19 protein-coding genes are annotated in these 18,244 nt (G+C 51.5%); 11 read left to right on the top strand and 8 right to left on the bottom strand.

Annotated features, from left to right (window positions below):
- Nucleotides 1-99 precede the first annotated feature (99 nt).
- A complete protein-coding gene (locus ACR64Q_RS07180; protein ID WP_313734082.1) occupies nt 100-507 on the bottom strand; it encodes a flagellar basal body-associated FliL family protein in 408 nt (135 codons plus the stop codon).
- Nucleotides 508-569: 62 nt separating this feature from the next.
- On the opposite strand from ACR64Q_RS07180, the gene nagZ reads away from it, so the two are divergent.
- From nagZ to ACR64Q_RS07165, 3 genes are read left to right on the top strand one after another with little or no spacing between them, the layout of a single operon-like run.
- Entirely contained in the window at nt 570-1,586 is a 1,017-nt protein-coding gene (gene nagZ, locus ACR64Q_RS07175) for a beta-N-acetylhexosaminidase (RefSeq protein ID WP_313734081.1), read from the top strand.
- The gene (locus tag ACR64Q_RS07170) at nt 1,579-2,124 is read left to right on the top strand and encodes a hypoxanthine-guanine phosphoribosyltransferase (RefSeq protein WP_313735067.1); all 546 of its coding nucleotides are present in this window, start codon (nt 1,579-1,581) and stop codon (nt 2,122-2,124) included. The genes nagZ and ACR64Q_RS07170 overlap by 8 nt, the downstream gene beginning before the upstream one ends.
- A complete protein-coding gene (locus tag ACR64Q_RS07165; protein ID WP_313734080.1) occupies nt 2,121-2,861 on the top strand; it encodes an S-methyl-5'-thioinosine phosphorylase in 741 nt (246 codons plus the stop codon). Before ACR64Q_RS07170 ends, ACR64Q_RS07165 begins: the two co-directional genes overlap by 4 nt.
- Before the next feature lie 97 nt (nt 2,862-2,958).
- Here the strand turns inward: ACR64Q_RS07165 and ACR64Q_RS07160 are convergent, their stop codons facing one another.
- On the bottom strand, nt 2,959-3,153 hold the full coding sequence (locus tag ACR64Q_RS07160; protein ID WP_020482153.1) for a hypothetical protein: 195 nt from the start codon (nt 3,151-3,153) through the stop codon (nt 2,959-2,961).
- Nucleotides 3,154-3,275: 122 nt separating this feature from the next.
- Between ACR64Q_RS07160 and ACR64Q_RS07155 the strand changes: the two genes are divergently transcribed.
- Together ACR64Q_RS07155 and soxZ are read left to right on the top strand one after the other, a co-directional pair.
- Nucleotides 3,276-3,734 carry a thiosulfate oxidation carrier protein SoxY gene (locus tag ACR64Q_RS07155; protein WP_313734079.1) on the top strand — a complete coding sequence of 153 codons (459 nt, stop codon included), beginning with the start codon at nt 3,276-3,278 and terminating at the stop codon, nt 3,732-3,734.
- A gap of 1 nt (nt 3,735) precedes the next feature.
- Nucleotides 3,736-4,044, top strand: coding sequence for a thiosulfate oxidation carrier complex protein SoxZ (soxZ, locus tag ACR64Q_RS07150; protein WP_313734078.1), 309 nt, complete (start codon nt 3,736-3,738; stop codon nt 4,042-4,044).
- A gap of 8 nt (nt 4,045-4,052) precedes the next feature.
- Here the strand turns inward: soxZ and ACR64Q_RS07145 are convergent, their stop codons facing one another.
- Genes ACR64Q_RS07145 through ACR64Q_RS07130 form a run of 4 tightly spaced genes read right to left on the bottom strand, consistent with a single transcriptional unit; the run spans nt 4,053 to nt 7,577 of the window.
- Complete coding sequence (locus ACR64Q_RS07145) at nt 4,053-4,991, bottom strand: beta-ribofuranosylaminobenzene 5'-phosphate synthase family protein (RefSeq protein ID WP_313734077.1); 939 nt, start codon at nt 4,989-4,991, stop codon at nt 4,053-4,055.
- 55 nt (nt 4,992-5,046) lie between these two features.
- Complete coding sequence (locus ACR64Q_RS07140) at nt 5,047-5,724, bottom strand: HAD family hydrolase (protein WP_026604375.1); 678 nt, start codon at nt 5,722-5,724, stop codon at nt 5,047-5,049.
- Nucleotides 5,721-6,647, bottom strand: a complete 927-nt coding sequence (locus tag ACR64Q_RS07135) for a hypothetical protein (RefSeq protein WP_026604374.1) — start codon at nt 6,645-6,647, stop codon at nt 5,721-5,723. The genes ACR64Q_RS07140 and ACR64Q_RS07135 overlap by 4 nt, the downstream gene beginning before the upstream one ends.
- Nucleotides 6,648-6,650: 3 nt before the next feature.
- Nucleotides 6,651-7,577: a GGDEF domain-containing response regulator gene (locus ACR64Q_RS07130; protein ID WP_313734076.1), complete on the bottom strand. Its 927-nt coding sequence runs from the start codon at nt 7,575-7,577 to the stop codon at nt 6,651-6,653.
- Nucleotides 7,578-7,735: 158 nt separating this feature from the next.
- On the opposite strand from ACR64Q_RS07130, the gene ACR64Q_RS07125 reads away from it, so the two are divergent.
- Both ACR64Q_RS07125 and pntB read left to right on the top strand, forming a co-directional pair.
- Nucleotides 7,736-9,292, top strand: a complete 1,557-nt coding sequence (locus tag ACR64Q_RS07125; protein WP_313734075.1) for a Re/Si-specific NAD(P)(+) transhydrogenase subunit alpha — start codon at nt 7,736-7,738, stop codon at nt 9,290-9,292.
- A gap of 10 nt (nt 9,293-9,302) precedes the next feature.
- Entirely contained in the window at nt 9,303-10,691 is a 1,389-nt protein-coding gene (gene pntB / locus ACR64Q_RS07120) for a Re/Si-specific NAD(P)(+) transhydrogenase subunit beta (protein WP_313734074.1), read from the top strand.
- A gap of 490 nt (nt 10,692-11,181) precedes the next feature.
- On the opposite strand, the gene ACR64Q_RS07115 is transcribed toward pntB, so the two are convergent.
- The gene (locus tag ACR64Q_RS07115; protein WP_313734073.1) at nt 11,182-14,406 is read right to left on the bottom strand and encodes an EAL domain-containing protein; all 3,225 of its coding nucleotides are present in this window, start codon (nt 14,404-14,406) and stop codon (nt 11,182-11,184) included.
- 6 nt (nt 14,407-14,412) lie between these two features.
- Nucleotides 14,413-15,429 carry an ABC transporter substrate-binding protein gene (locus ACR64Q_RS07110; RefSeq protein ID WP_313734072.1) on the bottom strand — a complete coding sequence of 339 codons (1,017 nt, stop codon included), beginning with the start codon at nt 15,427-15,429 and terminating at the stop codon, nt 14,413-14,415.
- A 397-nt stretch (nt 15,430-15,826) separates the two neighbouring features.
- On the opposite strand from ACR64Q_RS07110, the gene ACR64Q_RS07105 reads away from it, so the two are divergent.
- The 4 genes from ACR64Q_RS07105 (at nt 15,827) to ACR64Q_RS07090 (ending at nt 18,238) form a co-directional block, all read left to right on the top strand.
- A complete protein-coding gene (locus tag ACR64Q_RS07105) occupies nt 15,827-16,588 on the top strand; it encodes a helix-turn-helix transcriptional regulator (protein WP_313734071.1) in 762 nt (253 codons plus the stop codon).
- 252 nt (nt 16,589-16,840) lie between these two features.
- Entirely contained in the window at nt 16,841-17,335 is a 495-nt protein-coding gene (locus tag ACR64Q_RS07100) for a protein tyrosine phosphatase family protein (protein ID WP_313734070.1), read from the top strand.
- Complete coding sequence (locus tag ACR64Q_RS07095) at nt 17,322-17,783, top strand: methyltransferase family protein (RefSeq protein ID WP_313734069.1); 462 nt, start codon at nt 17,322-17,324, stop codon at nt 17,781-17,783. The genes ACR64Q_RS07100 and ACR64Q_RS07095 overlap by 14 nt, the downstream gene beginning before the upstream one ends.
- A gap of 50 nt (nt 17,784-17,833) precedes the next feature.
- Nucleotides 17,834-18,238: a hypothetical protein gene (locus ACR64Q_RS07090; RefSeq protein ID WP_026604364.1), complete on the top strand. Its 405-nt coding sequence runs from the start codon at nt 17,834-17,836 to the stop codon at nt 18,236-18,238.
- Nucleotides 18,239-18,244 lie beyond the last annotated feature (6 nt).

The following is an 18,244-nucleotide window of genomic DNA, read 5'->3' as shown; positions in this document are numbered from 1 at the left end:
CTTAGCCGAAGATTTAGGCTAATAGGAAAAATGACCGTGCAAAAAAAGCTCGCATCGCTGCAAGCTTTTTAAAATCAGGCCTTTGGTTTATCGGGACCACTAATTGATCAAAAACTCCGAAAAGAACACGTCGCGAAAGCCGTCGCTATTTTGACTCTTGGTCAACAAATCGGTGATCAATTGTTTGGTCTTCATTCGCAGCGCTTCACGCTGTTCCATGGTTTGCAAATCGGCGCTTTTCATACCGCTCAGCATCATGATCATCTCATGGCGTAAAACCGGCATATGTTTTTTTATTTTTTCAACGTGCTCGGCGCCTTCCGCCAATAGTTGCACATTCAGCATCAAATATTTTTTAGGCTCGGCCAGATTGACGGTGAACTTAGGTTTCATCTCCACATACTCAATAACCGGACCCGCACTCTCGTCGGCTTTCTTCTCGCCGGAATTGGCCCAAGTCATCGTCGGTAACAGCATCAAACTGATCAACAATATAAATGTTCGCACGGTTTCCTCATATAATGTGATGGTTAGACCAAAAGTATATTCCATTTTCACCATTTATCACCATGAAACCACAAGCTATCGGCCCGGTCATGATAGACATTGAGGCCCACAGCCTCAGCGCGCTGGACAAAGAAAAAATTGCTCACCCCAATACCGGCGCCTTAATCCTGTTCGCTAGAAATTACGACAGTCCTCGGCAAGTCGCCGATTTGATTAAACAAATCCGCGCCGCGCGTCATGGCGACATTTTGATCGCCGTCGATCAGGAAGGCGGTCGGGTGCAACGCTTTCAAACCGGCTTTACCCGCTTGCCGGCGGCAGCATTTTACGCAGAGCAACCCGAGTTGGCAGAAGCTGCCGGCTGGCTGATGGCTAGTGAACTGCTGGCGGTGGATGTGGACTTTAGTTTCGCGCCGGTGCTGGATGTGGATTGCGGCGTTAGCGAGATCATCGGCAACCGCTCATTTTCCCAAGACGCGAAATTAGCCGGAGAACTGGCCGGCGCGTTTCGACAAGGCATGCGTAGCGCCGGCATGGCGGCCACCGGCAAACACTTTCCCGGCCATGGCGCGGTGGCGCTGGACTCGCATTTGACGCTGCCGGTCGACGAGCGCGACTTGGAAACCATCCGCCGGCAAGATCTATTGCCGTTCAAACAACTGATTGAACAAGGCCTGGAAGCCATCATGCCGGCTCATGTGGTTTATCCGCAAGTGGACCGCTATCCGGCCGGTTTTTCCAGCTTCTGGTTACAGACCATTCTACGCGGCGAACTGGGCTTTGATGGCGCCATTTTCAGCGACGATCTAAGTATGGAAGGTGCGGCGAGCATAGGCGACTTCACCGAACGCGCCGGTCTTGCCCAGCAAGCCGGCTGCGATATGCTGCTGGTTTGCAACAATTCGGCAGCCGCCGAACAAGTGCTGGACAAGCTGCCTATCAGCCAAAGCAGTAAACGCGAACAACGCTTACAAGCCATGCGCGGTAAATGCCTGCTCGACAAGGACGCCTTGGTAAAAAATGACAAATGGCAAACCGTTTCCAAACAAATCACGGAGTTTTATGAATCCCATGCTTGAAGAAATCGGCATCGTTAAACAACACGCGCTGTTGCTACACAGCGCCGAGGAAGTCGAAGCGGCGTTGGATGGCATGGCGGCGGCGATCACCGACAAACTGCAAGACAGCAATCCGTTGGTGTTATGCGTCATCAACGGCGGCATTATTGCTACCGGCAAATTACTGCCCCGCCTGGACTTTCCGTTAAATCTGGACAGCGTCCACGCCAGTCGTTACCGCAACACCACCTCCGGCAGCGACATACATTGGCTGTTTAAACCCACGACACCGTTGGCCGGCCGTACGGTATTGGTGGTGGACGATATTCTCGACGAAGGCCATACGCTGCATGCTATTGTCGAATATTGCCGGGAGCAAGGCGCCAGCGCCGTTTATACCGCTGCGCTGTTCGACAAAGATTTGCAAGTTACCAAGCCCATTGAGCCGGACTTTATCGGTCTCACCGTCGCCAATCACTATCTGTTTGGTTACGGCATGGATTACAAAGGTTATCTTAGAAACGCGCCAGGCGTATTTGCCTGCAAGGACGTGTTATGACATTAGCTATCATCGGCGGTACCGGCCTCACCCAAATCGAAGAACTCACCATCACTGGTGAAGAACGCCTGACCACGCCTTTCGGTGAACCATCCGCGCCTTATCTGCTTGGTGAGCTAAATGGCCAGAAATTGGTTTTCCTGGCCCGCCACGGCAATCCGCACCGGATTCCGCCGCACAAGATCAACTACCGAGCCAATATCTGGGGTTTAAAACAGCTGGGCGTTTCCGAGATTATCGGCGTCGCGGCGGTCGGCGGTATCGGCGCAAAGATGGCACCGGCCGTTATTGCGATTCCGGATCAATTGATAGACTACAGCTATGGTCGGGAACATACGTTTTTTGCCGACGATCTGGAGCATGTCACACATATCGATTTCACCGAGCCCTACACACCGTCGCTACGCGCCCGCATTATGCAAGCCGCGCAACAGGCAAATATTTCGATAACTCCCTCAGGCACTTACGGCTGTACCCAAGGGCCGCGGCTGGAAACTGTAGCCGAAATCAAACGCATGGCTAACGACGGTTGCGACTTGGTGGGCATGACCGGCATGCCGGAAACCTCACTGGCGCGGGAACTGGGTTTGGCTTATGCAAATATCTCGGTGGTAGCCAATTGGGCGGCTGGTGTGGTGGAGGGTGAAATCACCATGGCCGAGATCGAGAAAAACTTGGAAGTTGGCATGGCCAATGCGATCGCCTTGCTGAAAGCAACGGTATTGTTCAACGACTAGCAGAAACAGAAACGGATTTTGACGGGGCCCGGATGCCCCACCAAAATCCGCAAATTTGGGAAACGCAGATTACATTTCCCGAAACGCTGAAAAGAGCTTATCTTTTCGCGCCACCGCTGTGAAGTACATCATTGCGGTAAGCTGAGTTGGCGGAGTCTTCGGCGATATTTTTTGCCGCGGTAGCATATTTATCATGCTCGGCATTTTTTACCATCAGTACAGCGCCAGCCGCCAAGACGACAGCAATGACGATATAGAGCCAGAAATTATCTTTTTCTTGTACTTCACTCATTTTGTACCTTCCTTTTGTTGTTTGTGATGGTGGTGCTGAAAAAATTTCAACGGGGCAAAAGATAACAAGCCGAGGCTTAAATTTTTTGATATACATCAAACTTTTTATGGTTATTAAAATTTATGCCTAGTCGCCGCCTATTTCTAAAGCACTCCGGTATTTTGCTGGCCGGGGCTTTGTTGGCGAGTAAGTCCGCCAGCGCACTTGCCGAGAGGTTGGCAAAGCACTTTGCCGCCGACGACTTCATCGCCCTCTACACCCAAATTATCGATCAGCGAACGGTGATTAATAGCGATAAACTCAATTTGATCCTGCCCGAGATTGCCGAAGATGGCGCAGTGGTGCCGGTGAGCATTGCTAGTGAGCTGGACGGCATCGAGAAACTGTATCTATTCGCCGATAAAAATCCTACGCCGCTGCTGGCAGAATTCGAACTCACGCCGCTAGTAGCGCCCTTCCTTAGCGCGCGGATTAAATTAGCCGAATCTTGCAATGTGATTTTGCTTGCCGAACACGGCGGCGAATTACTGCGCACCAGCCGCTGGGTCAATGTGATGCGCGGCGGCTGCGGTACAGGTTGATATGGCTAACAGTATTAAAATCAGAAGTCAGCGGCGCGACGGTTACACGGAAGCTAAATTACTGATCACGCATCCGATGGAAAACGGCCGCAATCGCGACGCTAACGGCGAATTGATTCCGGCGCATTTTATCGAGCGGTTGGTGGTTAAATTAAACGATCAACTAATCCTAACCACCAACATGGCCGGCAGCATCTCCAAAAATCCGTTTTTTACGTTTAGATTGATAGCAAACAGCGGCGATAGGCTCAGCGCCGAATGGGCTGACAATAGACAAAACCAAGATCACGCGGAGCACGTGCTCGACTGAAGCAAAGGCTAGTTAAGAATAATTTCGGCGGTCTGATTCCGGGCGCTGGCCACCAAAAAACTTAACGGCGATGCGGCGAATTGCCGTTCCAACTGCGCCAGCAACTCTGCCGCTCGTTGCGGATTGGCAACCGCGCAAAATCCGGTCGGCCCCCACGAGGTCTGGCCTATCGCCACGGCCCCTTGCACTGCGAGACTAGCCATTGCCGCCGCGACATCCGGGCTGGTAAACACCCCGCCCTGTACCGGCGCGAAATGCTCACCCACCGCCTGCTGCAGGGAGGTAATCACTTCGCCGAATTTATCAAGATCGCATTCCGCCAGAGCCGGCAAACCCTGCATCAACAGTAAGTAACATAAACGCTCGGCCTGGGCTTGCGGAAACGGCGGCAATTGCTGAAAAGCGCTGACTTCCTGTTCGCCATGTAAACCTTGGCCGCGTTGATCGAACACCAAAATAAATCGCCAGTCTTCCGGCACCGCCATTTGCGCGACCATAGGCGGGGTTTTGGTGTCCGGTCCGCGACCGCCATCCACTACCAAGCCGCCTGTTTCGAAGATACCGATACCAATACCGGAACGCGCGCCGCGATCGGAAAGTTGCGCTATTTCCCGCACCGACAGACCCAAATCGTAAAAAGCATTCAACGCGGCACCAACAGCCAAAGCCATTTGCGTACCGGATCCTAATCCAATGTGTTCAGGGATGGCATTATCGATAGTGATATTGAGTGCATCGGAAACGCCCAGCAATTGACAAAATTGCCGGGTACATTTCAGGGCGCGCTCCGCTGACGGACCGCTGACTTGCAGGCTATCCGCCGCGCTTATGGTGAGCCTGGTATTGATTTCGTTCAGCGCCAAACCGATGCTACCGAAATGCCGCCCCAACGCGCCACTTAAATCGATAAAGCCCATATGTAAGCGAGCCGGAGCTATGACCGTCACTGATTGGTACCGCGCTTTCACCACCTGGATTCCGTCAAATACTAAGGAGCCGGCATTATAGCGGATGATGTTGGCGGGCCGAGATAAAATCGGCCACTTGGTGTAGATCTTCCATTAGAAAATCGGCGTGTTCGACAGCCCAGGCATCCGCCGGATGGAATGACGGCACGAAGACGCAGGGCGTCCCAGCGGCTAGAGCGGCGCGGACGCCTGTCGGCGAATCTTCCAGCACCAAACAGTCCTCAACCGGTTGTGCCAGTTCTGCGGCAGCGCGCAAAAAAATATCCGGGGCCGGCTTTGCCGCGGCGACCATATCGCCGGCAACAATATATGAAAAAACATCCGACAATCCGGCCCAGGCCAAGCACTGTTGCGCCGCCGCGAGCGGGCTATTTGTTGCCAGACAGAACGGCAAACCGTACTCAGTCAACACGTCCAAAACGGCAAAAAAACCGGGTTTTACGGCGATACCGTGGTGCTGAACATGAGCGAGCCAATAAACGCTACTTAATTGCTGAAACTTTTCCAGATTGAAACGAATCCCGCTTTGCTCCTGCAAACGCCGAGTCACCGTCATTCCGGAGCAACCGGACAAGCCATCCCAAAACTCCGTCGGCATCGCAAAGCCAAGCTCATCGGCAGCGGCCTGCCACGCTTTAACATAAGTCGGCTCACTATCCAAAACCAGACCGTCCATATCAAAAATAATCGCCCGCCAGCGCCGTTCCTTCACCGGATGACCTTAATAAATTCGCCTATGGCTTCCCGATTCGAACCGACTACTATGCGCTGGACACCGTCTTGATCGACTTCTAACTGCCCGGCCACGCGAATCCGTTCGCCGACTTGCGCCTGACCGTTATAAGTCGCGGTAAAACACACTACGCTATCGACTTGCGGATGCTTAATAACAAACCGAGCGGGATAATCGAAACTGAATTGGTCTTCACACACTTCGGCGTCGATAGTGACAAAGCCCAGTTTACGGTAACTTCTGTCCTGTGCTTCCGGGTCGGCAATCGCCAGCGACAAATCGAATTTACGCCCATTGATCATGCCCTTGTTGTATTTGCGCTGCTCATGCCAGACATAGTCGTCAAAGGCAAAATCGCAGGCTCGCCGCTGGTAAGCCTCCAACCAATCTTCATCGTTTAATGCTTGGCAACGATCTTCGGCAATCAAGGCTTGGACGATATTGCGCGCACGATGAAACTCGCCGCGCTCGTAGCAAACCAGATCAATATCGGAACTATGTTTTTGCATACCCACCAGCAGCGAGCCGGTCACGCCGAATCGGCTAAGTGCCAAGCCATTGGCCCGCAACAAGGCGCACAGTTTATGCAAATCGGCCAATACCGGGTCGCCGGGTTCGTCAGCCAACAAGCGTTGCAAGACTTGTCGAGGTTGGTAATGCCGAACAATAGCGGCGCTAGGCACGGCGTGTAAATGCGCATCGAGCAGTGCCGAGTAATGCAGATATTGCGGGCAATATTGCTCAAGATGGCGGTTCGCCAGCGCAGTGTCGACCTTACGCCAAACGCCCGCCAGACAGAGGTAGCGCAGAAAACATAAAACCTTCCCATTTTCCTGGCCCTGAACAACGACCGCGAAAATCAATCCTTCCGCAGTTTCTATAAAATCTTTGGCTCGATACACGATTTAATTGACTTCCACCCGGTTACGACCGCTTTGCTTGGCCTTGTACAAAGCGGCATCCGCCGCTTCCAACATCTCCAGCCCAGTTCTATATTGGCCGACATAGGTTGCCACCCCCAAACTCAGGCTAATACACTGAGTCTCAGTCTCGCCGTAAACGAAGTTTTTTTCAAAAACTTGCCGGCGAATATTTTCAGCAAGTACACGAGCATGTTGTAACGATGTATCGGGCAGGATCGCTACGAACTCCTCACCACCGTAACGGCAAATGAGATCGCTGCTACGCTCCAATTGCTCCGTGAGAACTTTCGCCACTGCAATTAAACACCCGTCGCCTTGCGGGTGCCCTAAGGTGTCGTTGTATTTCTTAAAGTAATCGATATCGCAAATAATCAAAGACAACGGCGCTTTATTGCGGCGGGACAGCGCAAACTGCATGGATAGATTGCTATCGAAATGGCGGCGATTGCCCAAGCCGGTTAATTGATCGCGCAATGATAAACGCTCCAATTCCAGATTGGCTGCCTGCAATTCGCGCTGGGTTGTTTGCAGCTTTTGCCGCATCACATAAATCCGCTCCATCGCGATCACTGTCAATCGCAAACGGGTAGGATTCAGCGGTTTAGGCAGGTAGGCATCGCCGCCGGCCAAAATGCCGTTGACGAACGATTGATCATCGTCATGCATGGTAAAAAAAATGATGGGAAACCAATCAGCCTTTTTTAACTCGCGGATTGCTTTAGTGGCCTCTATACCGGTTAGCAAGGGCATTTCCACATCCATCAGAATCAAGTCCACATCGTGGTCGGCGACATATTGCAAGGCTTCGGAACCGTTTTCCGCATAGGACACCGCATGCCCCATTTCTTTTAGGCACTCCGCAACCAGCTGCCTGATCACTTTGCTATCATCGACCACCAATATTTTCATTGTTCTTCTAGTTGGCTTAAGCAGACTCTAGGATTCTAGCGTAATTCGCTGGGCTCACAGAAAACAATTGATAAAACCGGTTCAATCCCCTATCCTCGCCCGCTGGCTTTTCAGCCTAATAACCGTCCGTTATTCCCCTCCAAACCTTAGGAGAAATCATGAAAATCGGTGTTCCAAAAGAAGTTCACGACGGCGAAAAACGCGTCGCTACCACGCCAGAGGCCGCTGAAAAAATCATCAAACTAGGTTTTGAAGTACTGGTGGAAAGCGGTGCCGGCGACAATGCCAATATTTCCGATGACGCTTATCGCGCGGCAGGCGTACAAGTCGTCGCCTCGGCACAGGAACTATGGCAAAACAGCGACATTGTCATGAAGGTCCGCGCTCCCGAATTTCATCCGCAATTGGCGATAGACGAAGCCGATTTACTGCGCGAAGGTCAGCAATTGATCAGCTTTATCTGGCCGGCGCAAAATGAAGCATTAATGCAAAAATTGGCCGCGAAAAAAGTATCCGTACTGGCCATGGACAGCGTACCGCGCATGTCCCGCGCCCAAAAAATGGACGCGCTCAGTTCCATGGCCAATATCGCCGGTTACCGGGCCATCGTGGAAGCTGCGCAACATTTCGGCCGCTTCTTTACCGGCCAGATCACCGCTGCCGGTAAAATCCCGCCCGCCAAGGTATTGGTGATTGGCGCCGGCGTCGCCGGTCTGGCCGCGATTGGCGCAGCGAAAGGTATGGGCGCCATTGTCCGCGCCTTCGATACCCGTCCGGAAGTGAAAGAACAGATCGAAAGTATGGACGCCGAGTTTCTGATGCTGGATTTTCAGGAAGACGGCTCGGGTAGCGGCGGTTACGCCAAAACCATGTCCAAAGAATTTATCGAAGCGGAGATGGCTTTGTTTGCCCAGCAAGCCAAGGAAGTAGACATCATCGTCACCACCGCTTTGATCCCTGGCAAGCCCGCGCCCGAGCTGATTACCGCCGAGATGGTGGCGTCGATGAAACCCGGCAGCGTCATCGTGGATTTGGCCGCCGAACAAGGCGGTAACTGTGCCTTGACCGAGAAAAATCAGGTAGTGGTCAAACACGATGTGACTATCATTGGTTACACCAATTTACCCAGTCGCTTGGCCAATCAATCCAGCCAGCTTTACGCCACCAACCTGCGGCATCTACTCACAGACCTAACCCCAGGCAAAGACGGCAATACCGTTATCAACATGGAGGATGAGGTGATTCGCGGCGCGACCGTGATTAAGGAAGGCAATATCACCTGGCCACCACCACCGCCCAAACTATCTGCCGCGCCCAAACAGGCGACAGCGACCGAAACGGCAGCCACTGTCGAAACTAAATCCTTAATACCGGAACCGATAAAACAATGGCTGCCGATAGCACTGGCTGCTCTGGTGTTCATTGCGGTCGGCGCGACGGCACCTACCTCGTTTTTGTCGCACTTCACGGTATTTGTGTTGGCTTGCTTTGTCGGCTACCAGGTGATTTGGAACGTCTCGCCATCGCTGCATACGCCTTTGATGAGCGTGACCAATGCCATCAGTGGCATTATCGTCATCGGTGCGCTGGTGCAGGTGTCCTCACCTGACTCCATAATCGGCATTTTGTCCGCAGTGGCGATTCTGATCGCATCCATCAATATTGCCGGCGGCTTTCTCGTGACGCGCCGCATGCTTGAAATGTTTAGAAAATAAGGAGAGCTACATGTCAAACGGTCTAGTTACGATGGCATACATCGCAGCCTCGATTCTATTCATTCTCAGCCTCAGCGGCCTGAGCAAACAGGACACAGCGCGGCGCGGCAATTATTACGGCATGACCGGGATGGCGATTGCGATTGCAGCCACGGTATTCGGCGGCAGTGTCACTGCCTACGTAATACTCACGATTGCCCTGCTGATTGGTGGCTTCATTGGTACCAAAGCCGCCGCGAAAGTGGAAATGACACAAATGCCGGAATTAGTGGCATTGATGCACAGTTTGGTCGGTATGGCCGCCGTGTTAGTCGGTTACGCTAATGCGATGGATCACTCCAACAGTTTGGTCGGCGCCGAAAAAACCATCCACGAAGTAGAAACCTACATCGGTATATTTATCGGTGCGGTGACATTTTCCGGCTCGGTCATCGCCTTCGGCAAGCTCTGCGGTCGCATCAGCGGCAAACCGATCTTGCTGCCGGCGCGGCATTGGTTGAATCTGGCCATGTTAGTCATTACCGTGATATTAGGCGGCAGCTTTTTGAGTGCGGCGGAAAGCGGTGGCGGGATGATGCCGCTGGCGATTATGACCGTAATCGCCCTGGTTTTTGGCGTACACATGGTGATGGCCATCGGCGGCGCCGATATGCCGGTGGTGGTATCGATGTTGAACAGCTATTCCGGCTGGGCCGCGGCCGCTACCGGCTTCATGCTCAGCAACGACTTGCTGATCGTCACCGGCGCCCTGGTCGGCTCCAGCGGCGCAATTCTGAGTTATATCATGTGCCGCGCCATGAATCGGCACTTTCTTAGCGTCATAGCCGGCGGCTTTGGCAGCGCAGGCGGTGAAGCGGCGGAAGTGGTCGGCGACGTGCAGCCCATTGAAGTCGAAGAAACCGCGCAATTGCTGCTAGACGCCAAAGACATCGTGATCATCCCCGGCTACGGCATGGCCGTGGCGCAAGCGCAGCACACAGTCAACGAAATCACCAAATTGCTGACCGGTCGCGGCAAAAAAGTCCGGTTTGCGATCCATCCGGTCGCCGGGCGGATGCCGGGGCATATGAACGTCTTATTGGCCGAAGCGAAAGTGCCGTATGACATCGTCTTTGAAATGGACGAAATCAACGAAGACTTCCCGCATGTCGATGTCTCCATCGTCATCGGCGCCAACGACATCGTCAATCCCTCCGCTTTGGACGATCCTAACAGCCCGATAGCCGGCATGCCGGTGCTGGAATGCTGGAAAGGCGCCACCACCATCGTCCTGAAACGCTCAATGGCCTCCGGTTACGCCGGCGTTGGCAACCCGCTGTTCGTGCATGAAAACACCCGCATGCTGTTCGGCGATGCCAACGACAAATTGCAGGGGTTGTTGAAGGCTTTGCAGGGTTAAATCTGAGGTAACTTATCGACCCGTAATTGCCAACTTTAGTTGTTGGCAATTACGTCAAACAAAATGGCGGGCTTTATCTTTAAATATTGGGAGGATTATTCAGCCTTCCCGGAATGCTTTCCATTGCCGCAATATGAATTGACCAAGGTTCGGCACAGGAGTTGATACTCTGTTCCGCTCATGGGACATTCAAACTGCCATGGCTAGATAGACCCAAAGCCATCTGACGATTTTGACGGGCAAATTTCGACCCATTTTTGCCACTCGGTTTCTCCAAAGCCGCCAGTCGACCGAAGCCAGACTCTGCGAACTGGAGGACTACAAAGGCGACGTTGTCGACCTCAACCAAACGGCCAAATAGCAGCCTTTGGCCGCTACTGTTATGCTCTTAATTTCTCCATTCATTTGAGATTCTAATGACTATCGTCAAATGTTGAATCCTCTCAATTTCCTAGCTACCAAACCCAGGAAAGCAATCCAGGAAAAATCGCTAAGAGTGATCGGGCCAGTGAGGTTGTTTACTCCAATTAGTGTGCCAATCAAGCATTTCCTCAGCAGGCATGGGTTTGGCTATGCCATAACCTTGTGCCAACTCACAGCCGAGTTGCAGCAATAAGTCCCCATGTTTCTGACTTTCAACGCCTTCGGCAATAACCTGCTTACCAAAAGCGGCGGCTAAACTAATGACGCCATTCAAAATGGACAGATCGTCAGGATCGTCAAGCATGTCGCGCACGAAGCTCTGGTCAATTTTCAGCATTGCGACCGGCAAACGTTTCAGATAGGTTAGAGACGAATAACCGGTGCCAAAATCATCCAGAGCGAATGCCACCCCCATCTCGCTACAGGCGTTAATGACATCGGAAACATGGCTAATGTCTTCTAGCGCACTGGTTTCCAGTACCTCAAGCTCTAGGCTATTGTGACTAATTGCTGTATGGGCCACCAGCAACTGTCGCAGACGGTCGACAAAGTCCTTTTGCTGCAACTGGCGGGCACCGATGTTGACGCTAACCGGTATTTTCAACCCGGCGTTGTGCCAGATCTGTATTTGGGTTAGCGCCGTGTCTACTACCCATTCGCCAATTTCGACAGCCAGCGGATGCTCCTCGATTATCGGCAGAAATGCGGACGGTGGGAGCAGGCCGCTTTCCGGATGTTGCCAGCGGATTAACGCTTCCGCACCAATGACGCCTCCAGTACGAAGATTCACCTTGGGTTGGTAATACAACACCAGCTCATTTGCAACTAAAGCCTGCCTGATACGATTCAGTGATTCATGATGATTGCGTATACTGATGTCTTGGTCGGCATCGAACATATAAAATCGGTTTTTGCCGGCCAGTTTGGCCTGATACATGGCCTGATCGGCTTGACGTAGGAGTTGGTCGGCATCGACATCGTCGACCTGTGGAAAAAAGGTCACACCTAAGCTGGCCGAAACAGTAAACGCAATATCATCAGTCTCTATCGGTTTGGAGGCGGCGCCTAACAACCGGTTTAGCATGGGGATACTCGACGCCGTATCGGGCATATTCGGTAACACCGCGACGAATTCGTCGCCGCCAATTCTGGCCAAGGTATCTACTTCGCGCAGGGTTTGTTTCATCCGTTCGGAAACAGCCATCAACAACCGGTCGCCGGCCGCATGTCCATAGGTATCGTTAATGGCCTTGAAACCGTCTAAATCCAGATAGACTATCGCCAACAACCGTTGATCTCGATCCGTCTGCGCCATGGCCTGCCGCAGGCGGTCGGCTAACAGCACGCGATTGGGGAGGTTGGTCAGGGCATCGAAGTGCGCGATATGTTCCAGTTTTTTTTCATGCTCCTTGTGGGTGGTGATGTCAGAGAATAAGGACACGTATTGGCAGACATTGCCTCGAGCGTCTCGTATCGCGCTGATGTTTTCCATTTGGGCGTAAACTTCGCCATTTTTGCGTCGATTCCAGACCTCGCCATACCAGTGGCCGTTCTCAAGCAATTGACGCCAAAGCCTAGTATAAAAGTCACTACCATGGATACCGGAACTTAGAATGCGCGGGTTACGGCTAACCGCTTCTTCGCGACTGTAACCGGTAATCAGAATGAATGCATCGTTGACATCAATGATCGTCCCGTCTGTCTCGGTAATCATGATACCCTCCCGAGCATTCGCGAAAACACTAGCGGCAAGCTGCAGTTTCTGTTGGGCTTGCTTACGCTCGGTGATATCGGTATGCGTCCCAATCATTCGCAATGGTTTGCCGTCGTGGCTCCGACTTACCAGCATGCCGCGCGCATGAATGTATTTATAGCTGCCATCCTTGCATTTCATCCGAAACTCTATGGAATAATTCGAGGTCTGGCCAAGCAGATAATCCTGAAGCATTGCGGTGACATCGGCTCGATCATCAGGATGAAGCCGATCAGCCCATTCCTGTTTAACCGCGCGAATGTCTTCGTCGGAATACCCTAACATCTCCTTGTAACGCTGGGAAAAATTCACCTCGTCCGTGACGATATTCCAGTCCCAAACGCCGTCGCCGGAACCTTCGATTGCGAATTTCCAGCGAAATTCGCTTTCGGCCAGTTGGGCCTCTGCGTGTTTACGTTCGGTAATATCCCGTGCCGTAGCATAAGTCACTCCGTCGACTCGATCAAAATAAGCCGTCCAAGACAAATAAACCAACTTGCCATCTTTGCAAAGGTAACGGTTTTCAAAAGCCATGGATTTTTGACCCAATATCTGGTGTGTCATTTCATCCTCGGTTTTTTGTCTGTCCTCGGCAAACACAAAGTCTATAAAAGGCTGGGTCAACAACTCGCTTTCGTCAAAGCCTGTCAGCGAAATAAATGCGGGATTGACTTGCTTGAAACAACCTTTGGGATCGGCTATACACATCGGCTCCGTGGTGAGTCGGAAGAATCGGAAATACTGCTCCCTTTCTTGTGCAAGGCGCTCTCGTTCGACGATTTCCGCCTGAAGCTGCTCGGTAAATGTCTGTAAGCGAGCCGTCATCGCATTGATAGAGGCAGCAAGCTCGCTAAATTCATCCGTACCGTCGCAGATAATACGGTAATCCAGATTGCCCCCGGCAATCCTCTTAGCTCCTTGATGCAAGGGCAATAATCGCTTGTTGATCAACCTACTGAGTCGCATCGAGCTTAGAATAGTGGTCAGTGCCAACAGCAAGGCGAATAGACAGACAATGCCAACCAAATATTGGTAACTTTTCTCAACCCGCTGGGCGCTGATATCCAGTAAGGCTGAAGCCAAATTAAGGCTCTTGGTGGACCTTAGCAGTAGTTGACTAACGAGTCGATGATCTAATTCCTCATAAATGCGTCGCTTATCGGTTACGCTTTTTAATGACTCGCTGTTTTCGACAATGCGCTGAAAAATATTTGCGGATTCGCCAAAACTCCTGCGCAACTCCTTCAAAACAGGCTCATCTTCTTGGTGGCCGTGTTGAGCCGAAATCCGGTCTATCACCTGGTTGACTATTTCCTTGTGGATGTCCCATTCCCCTCGCGCCCGCTCCTCGCGATACAGGAAATATTGGTCCCTGAAGACAGTCAGGTCGAAAAAACCATGATGGAGTTGGTCCATCAGCACGTAGTCGTTTTTTTCATGCTGGTAATGCACGAACGCCCAGAACAGGATTGGCAACAATACGATCACTGCGGTGATGGTTGAAGTTGACAGGATTTGTAAGCGTTTGATGACCCGCATGCTGGTCTAACGGTATAGGGTTAAGATTGCAGGTTTGATGGCCGCTAGACTATCCATATGAATAGATTGCTGGTAGTTAGGCATCGCGACTTGATCGGTTAGCCGGTTTTTCATTGCCCATCGGGTTTCATCTTCCAGGGTAATCAGCAGAGTTTGATCGAGTGTCAGCTCATAACTGAAATCGTCCCAGACACTCTTGATCAGCCCCAACTCGACCTTAGTTGCGCTTGCCATGATGGTTTGAGCCGCATCCGGTTGTTCGGCCACGAAACGTTCGGCCTTGAGCAAAGCGCGCAGAAAACTTTTGATTGTTTCGGGCCTTTTTTCGATATACGCTTGCAGGACAGCGATATTGAAAGTTTCGGTGTAGATGTCCCGGTCGTAAAAAACCATCACAGCAGAGCCGAGTTGTCGTTGAATTTGTATCAGCGGGTAGTTCCAGGTGCAAACTGCATCGACCTTTTTGAGGGTGAGACTCTCCTGCATTTCCTCGGGGTTTAGGGCGACAGGTTCAATCTCGGATCTCATCAGGCCGGATGCGGTCAAAATTGAATCCAGAAAAAATTCGGATGTGGTGCCGGGAGTAAAGCCCACGCGCTTGCCCTTTAAGTCCGAGAGTTTGGAGATGCTGGCATCTTGTCTGGCCGCAATCGCATGATTACTTGAACTGGTGACGATGTTGGCGATTACGGCGACCTTTTCTCCACGCAATATACTGAACATCAAGGGCGTTTCCGCGACGGTTGCGAAATCGGCTTTCCCCTCAACCACCGATTGTAAGGCGGCCTTGCCGAAGCTATGTATTTGAGGTTCAACTTCCAATCCTTCCTCGGCAAAATAGCCTTGCGCCATGGCGACATGCATCAGCACGGATTCCGGTTGATAAGTGAAGGCTACAGTGATTCTGCTGACGGACTTTGGGTTTTGTGGCGACGATTCTTGGCAGGCGGCCAATAGCGTGCAGTAAATTAATATGAGGAGGGATTTTGCCAGGATAGAGCCGCCGTGTGTGACATAAAACACTAGTTCAATACTCTCAAAAACGATCAAATTTGGTCAAGCGGCAAGGAGATAATAGCGGACCTGTTATGGCGTGCGACTGCTGCCGCGCACCTGTTATACAACAACTCGCTTGGTTAACCAAACACTTTCAGAAAAGGATTAAACGCCCTAAATTGTTGATTACCTTGGGCGTTAGTGCGTCTTTGCATCGGTCGGCAGCCGAATTGATTGAAGGTGGATTTAGTTGCTTAGTTGAAATCGGCTGGTCCGCAATTGGATAATAAGCTGAATCTGCGTTCGTGGAAGTAGTCTGGTTTGAATGATAATGAAACCCAACTAGAAGCCATTTAAGCTGGGTACGCTACCGCTCCACTCAGCCTACGGCCCTGCCAATCGGTATAGCTCGGAGTAGTATGAAATGAAGACGACAGGAATCGGGCGTATCGTGCTTTGGCGTGGAGGAAGTCTGTGGATCGGTCGAGCTGGTGAGCCCACGGATTTTCATTCCCATCATGCAGTCCAGATCACGTTGTCATTCTCCGAAGGCGGGGTGCGATTTCGGCGCCCCGACGGAAACTGGAATGCCTATAATTCGGCAATCATCGCTGCGCACCAGCCTCACGCATTCGAGGCGCGTGGCGAGTTTGTTGCGATGATCTTTGTTGAGCCGGAGTCACGCGAGGGACGGGTGCTACACCAGTTATATCTCGGTGAGGGGATTTCGGCGCTTGCCTTTGGAACGCTTAAACTCGAACGTGCAGCCCTCGCCGCCTCCTACATGGAGGGCGCCCTAGATTCAGAACTCGCCTCCTGCGCACGATTCGTGATTACCAAACTTGCCGCAATGACCACGGTTCCGGTGGTAGCGCTGGATAAGCGAATTGAATATGCTGTGGAACTATTGCGTGAGAATATCGGTGAAACGGTTCAGCTTGCCGATATTGCTAATGCCACCAGTCTTTCTCCAGATCGCTTTCGCCATCTCTTCATTGAGCAAACAGGTATGCGGTTTCGGCCCTACCTGCTGTGGCTGCGCATCGAAATCGCGCTCACTGCATTAGCATCTGGCAGCAATCTGACCGAGGCTTCGTATGCCGGCGGATTTGCAGACTCCGCGCATTTTTCGCGGACGTTCAAGCGCATGTTCGGGATTGCGCCTTCTAGTTTCCAGCGCGAATAGCCGTTTCGTTCAAGCCGTAGCTGATGTGAGTTCGTAGACTAGGCCCCGCATCAAATCAATTTGAAAGGAAACATCTCATGAATAAAGCCTATGAAATTCTCTGTCACTGCGCCCCCTGTCCATGTTCGGACTTTAGCGTTGGCAGCCGAAAAACCATAGAGCAAAATATTTTTGCCCGCAGTTCGCTGGTCGGGTGCGCAACAAGTGTCCGGACAAGTCTGATTAGCTGATATGAGCCCCAAGATACCATTCATGGACGCTGAAAACATTCATCAAGTATTTGACTGGCTCTGGACTTCCGGCCAATTATCTGAAAGGGACATTGCAAGTCTGACGGACCTTGGAATAGACGCCGTGATCAATTTGGCTCCCCCAACGTCATCAAACGCCCTATCCGGTGAGGCTGAATTTGTTACACGGCAAGGAATTACCTACATTCATATTCCCGTAGCTTGGGAGCAACCCGAGCTTCATCGGCTAACGCAGTTTTTCAGCACACTCAAGGCCCTCGAAAAGCGCAATGTTTGGGTGCATTGCGCAAAAAACATGCGGGTATCGGTTTTTATATACCTCTATAGGAGATTATGTCGCCTAGAGAGTGAGGAAGAATCAGCCCATCCAATGCTGGAGGTTTGGGTGCCCAATCAGACATGGCAAACATTCATTCGTAATGCTTTGAGTATGCACTCTAACCCTGCATTAAAGTTTTTATATCAGCCGGAATCTTCATCTCATGAACACACTTGAACTCAAAATTCCTCCCGTCGCTTTGTCACTTTTCTTTGCAGGCACAATGTGGCTTGCATCAGTGCAGTTTCCGGTCATGTCCTTCGTCATACCCGGGCGTCTTATCATATCGGTTGCATTGTGCGGTATTGGCATCGTCTTCGCTGTTGCCGGCGTAGTTGCATTTCGTGCTGCCAAGACAACGGTTAATCCAACACGACCAGGTGCCGCGTCTACCTTGGTTAGCTCGGGCATCTATCGTTTCAGTCGGAACCCCATGTATGTCGGCTTCTTATTTACGCTAGGTAGCTGGGCATTCTTTCTTGCGCATACCTCGGGATTTATCTTCTTGCCAGCTTTTGTTATCTATATGAATCGCTTTCAAATTTCACCCGAGGAGAGGGCGCTGTCTATAAAGTTCGGCAAACATTTCGTCACCTACACGCAGTCCGTTCCGAGATGGCTATAAGACATGACTCGACGGTCACTAAATTCAAACATTAGATAGCTGGAACCAAAATGGAATATCTCGCAGGTATTATCATCGCCTTAGTTGTTTCGTTGTTCGCTTCACTCGTCGGCTTTGACAAGGAACGTAGCTTCTACCCAACCGTGTTGGTAGTGATTGCATCCTACTATGGTTTATTTGCGGTGATGGGCGGCTCGTTTCAGGCTGCCCTTAGCGAGTCAGTCGTAATGGCCGTATTTTTAGGTGCCACTGTTCTTGGCTTCAAACGCAATTTGTGGTTTGTCGTTTTTGCGTTAGTTACCCATGGCATATTTGATTTCTTTCACGGCCATCTCATTTCCAATCCAGGCGTCCCTAATTGGTGGCCAATGTTTTGCCTGACCTACGATGTGGTGGCCGCAGCGTATCTCGCCTATCTTTTGCGGCATTCAAAAGTCATTGCAAATGCGCATTGACCAATG

The organism is Methylomonas sp. 2F7 (assembly GCF_057126975.1).
Note: the sequence above shows the minus strand (reverse complement) of the source record. Positions and strands in the feature narration are given on the sequence as shown.

Coding starts and splice junctions, on each gene's coding strand:
- nagZ (WP_313734081.1), top strand. CDS start 570: ATGAAACCACAAGCTATCGGCCCGGTCATGATAGACATTGAGGCCCAC.
- ACR64Q_RS07170 (WP_313735067.1), top strand. CDS start 1,579: ATGCTTGAAGAAATCGGCATCGTTAAACAACACGCGCTGTTGCTACAC.
- ACR64Q_RS07165 (WP_313734080.1), top strand. CDS start 2,121: ATGACATTAGCTATCATCGGCGGTACCGGCCTCACCCAAATCGAAGAA.
- ACR64Q_RS07160 (WP_020482153.1), bottom strand. CDS start 3,153: ATGAGTGAAGTACAAGAAAAAGATAATTTCTGGCTCTATATCGTCATT.
- ACR64Q_RS07155 (WP_313734079.1), top strand. CDS start 3,276: ATGCCTAGTCGCCGCCTATTTCTAAAGCACTCCGGTATTTTGCTGGCC.
- soxZ (WP_313734078.1), top strand. CDS start 3,736: ATGGCTAACAGTATTAAAATCAGAAGTCAGCGGCGCGACGGTTACACG.
- ACR64Q_RS07130 (WP_313734076.1), bottom strand. CDS start 7,577: ATGAAAATATTGGTGGTCGATGATAGCAAAGTGATCAGGCAGCTGGTT.
- ACR64Q_RS07125 (WP_313734075.1), top strand. CDS start 7,736: ATGAAAATCGGTGTTCCAAAAGAAGTTCACGACGGCGAAAAACGCGTC.
- pntB (WP_313734074.1), top strand. CDS start 9,303: ATGTCAAACGGTCTAGTTACGATGGCATACATCGCAGCCTCGATTCTA.
- ACR64Q_RS07115 (WP_313734073.1), bottom strand. CDS start 14,406: ATGCGGGTCATCAAACGCTTACAAATCCTGTCAACTTCAACCATCACC.
- ACR64Q_RS07105 (WP_313734071.1), top strand. CDS start 15,827: ATGAAGACGACAGGAATCGGGCGTATCGTGCTTTGGCGTGGAGGAAGT.
- ACR64Q_RS07100 (WP_313734070.1), top strand. CDS start 16,841: ATGGACGCTGAAAACATTCATCAAGTATTTGACTGGCTCTGGACTTCC.
- ACR64Q_RS07095 (WP_313734069.1), top strand. CDS start 17,322: ATGAACACACTTGAACTCAAAATTCCTCCCGTCGCTTTGTCACTTTTC.
- ACR64Q_RS07090 (WP_026604364.1), top strand. CDS start 17,834: ATGGAATATCTCGCAGGTATTATCATCGCCTTAGTTGTTTCGTTGTTC.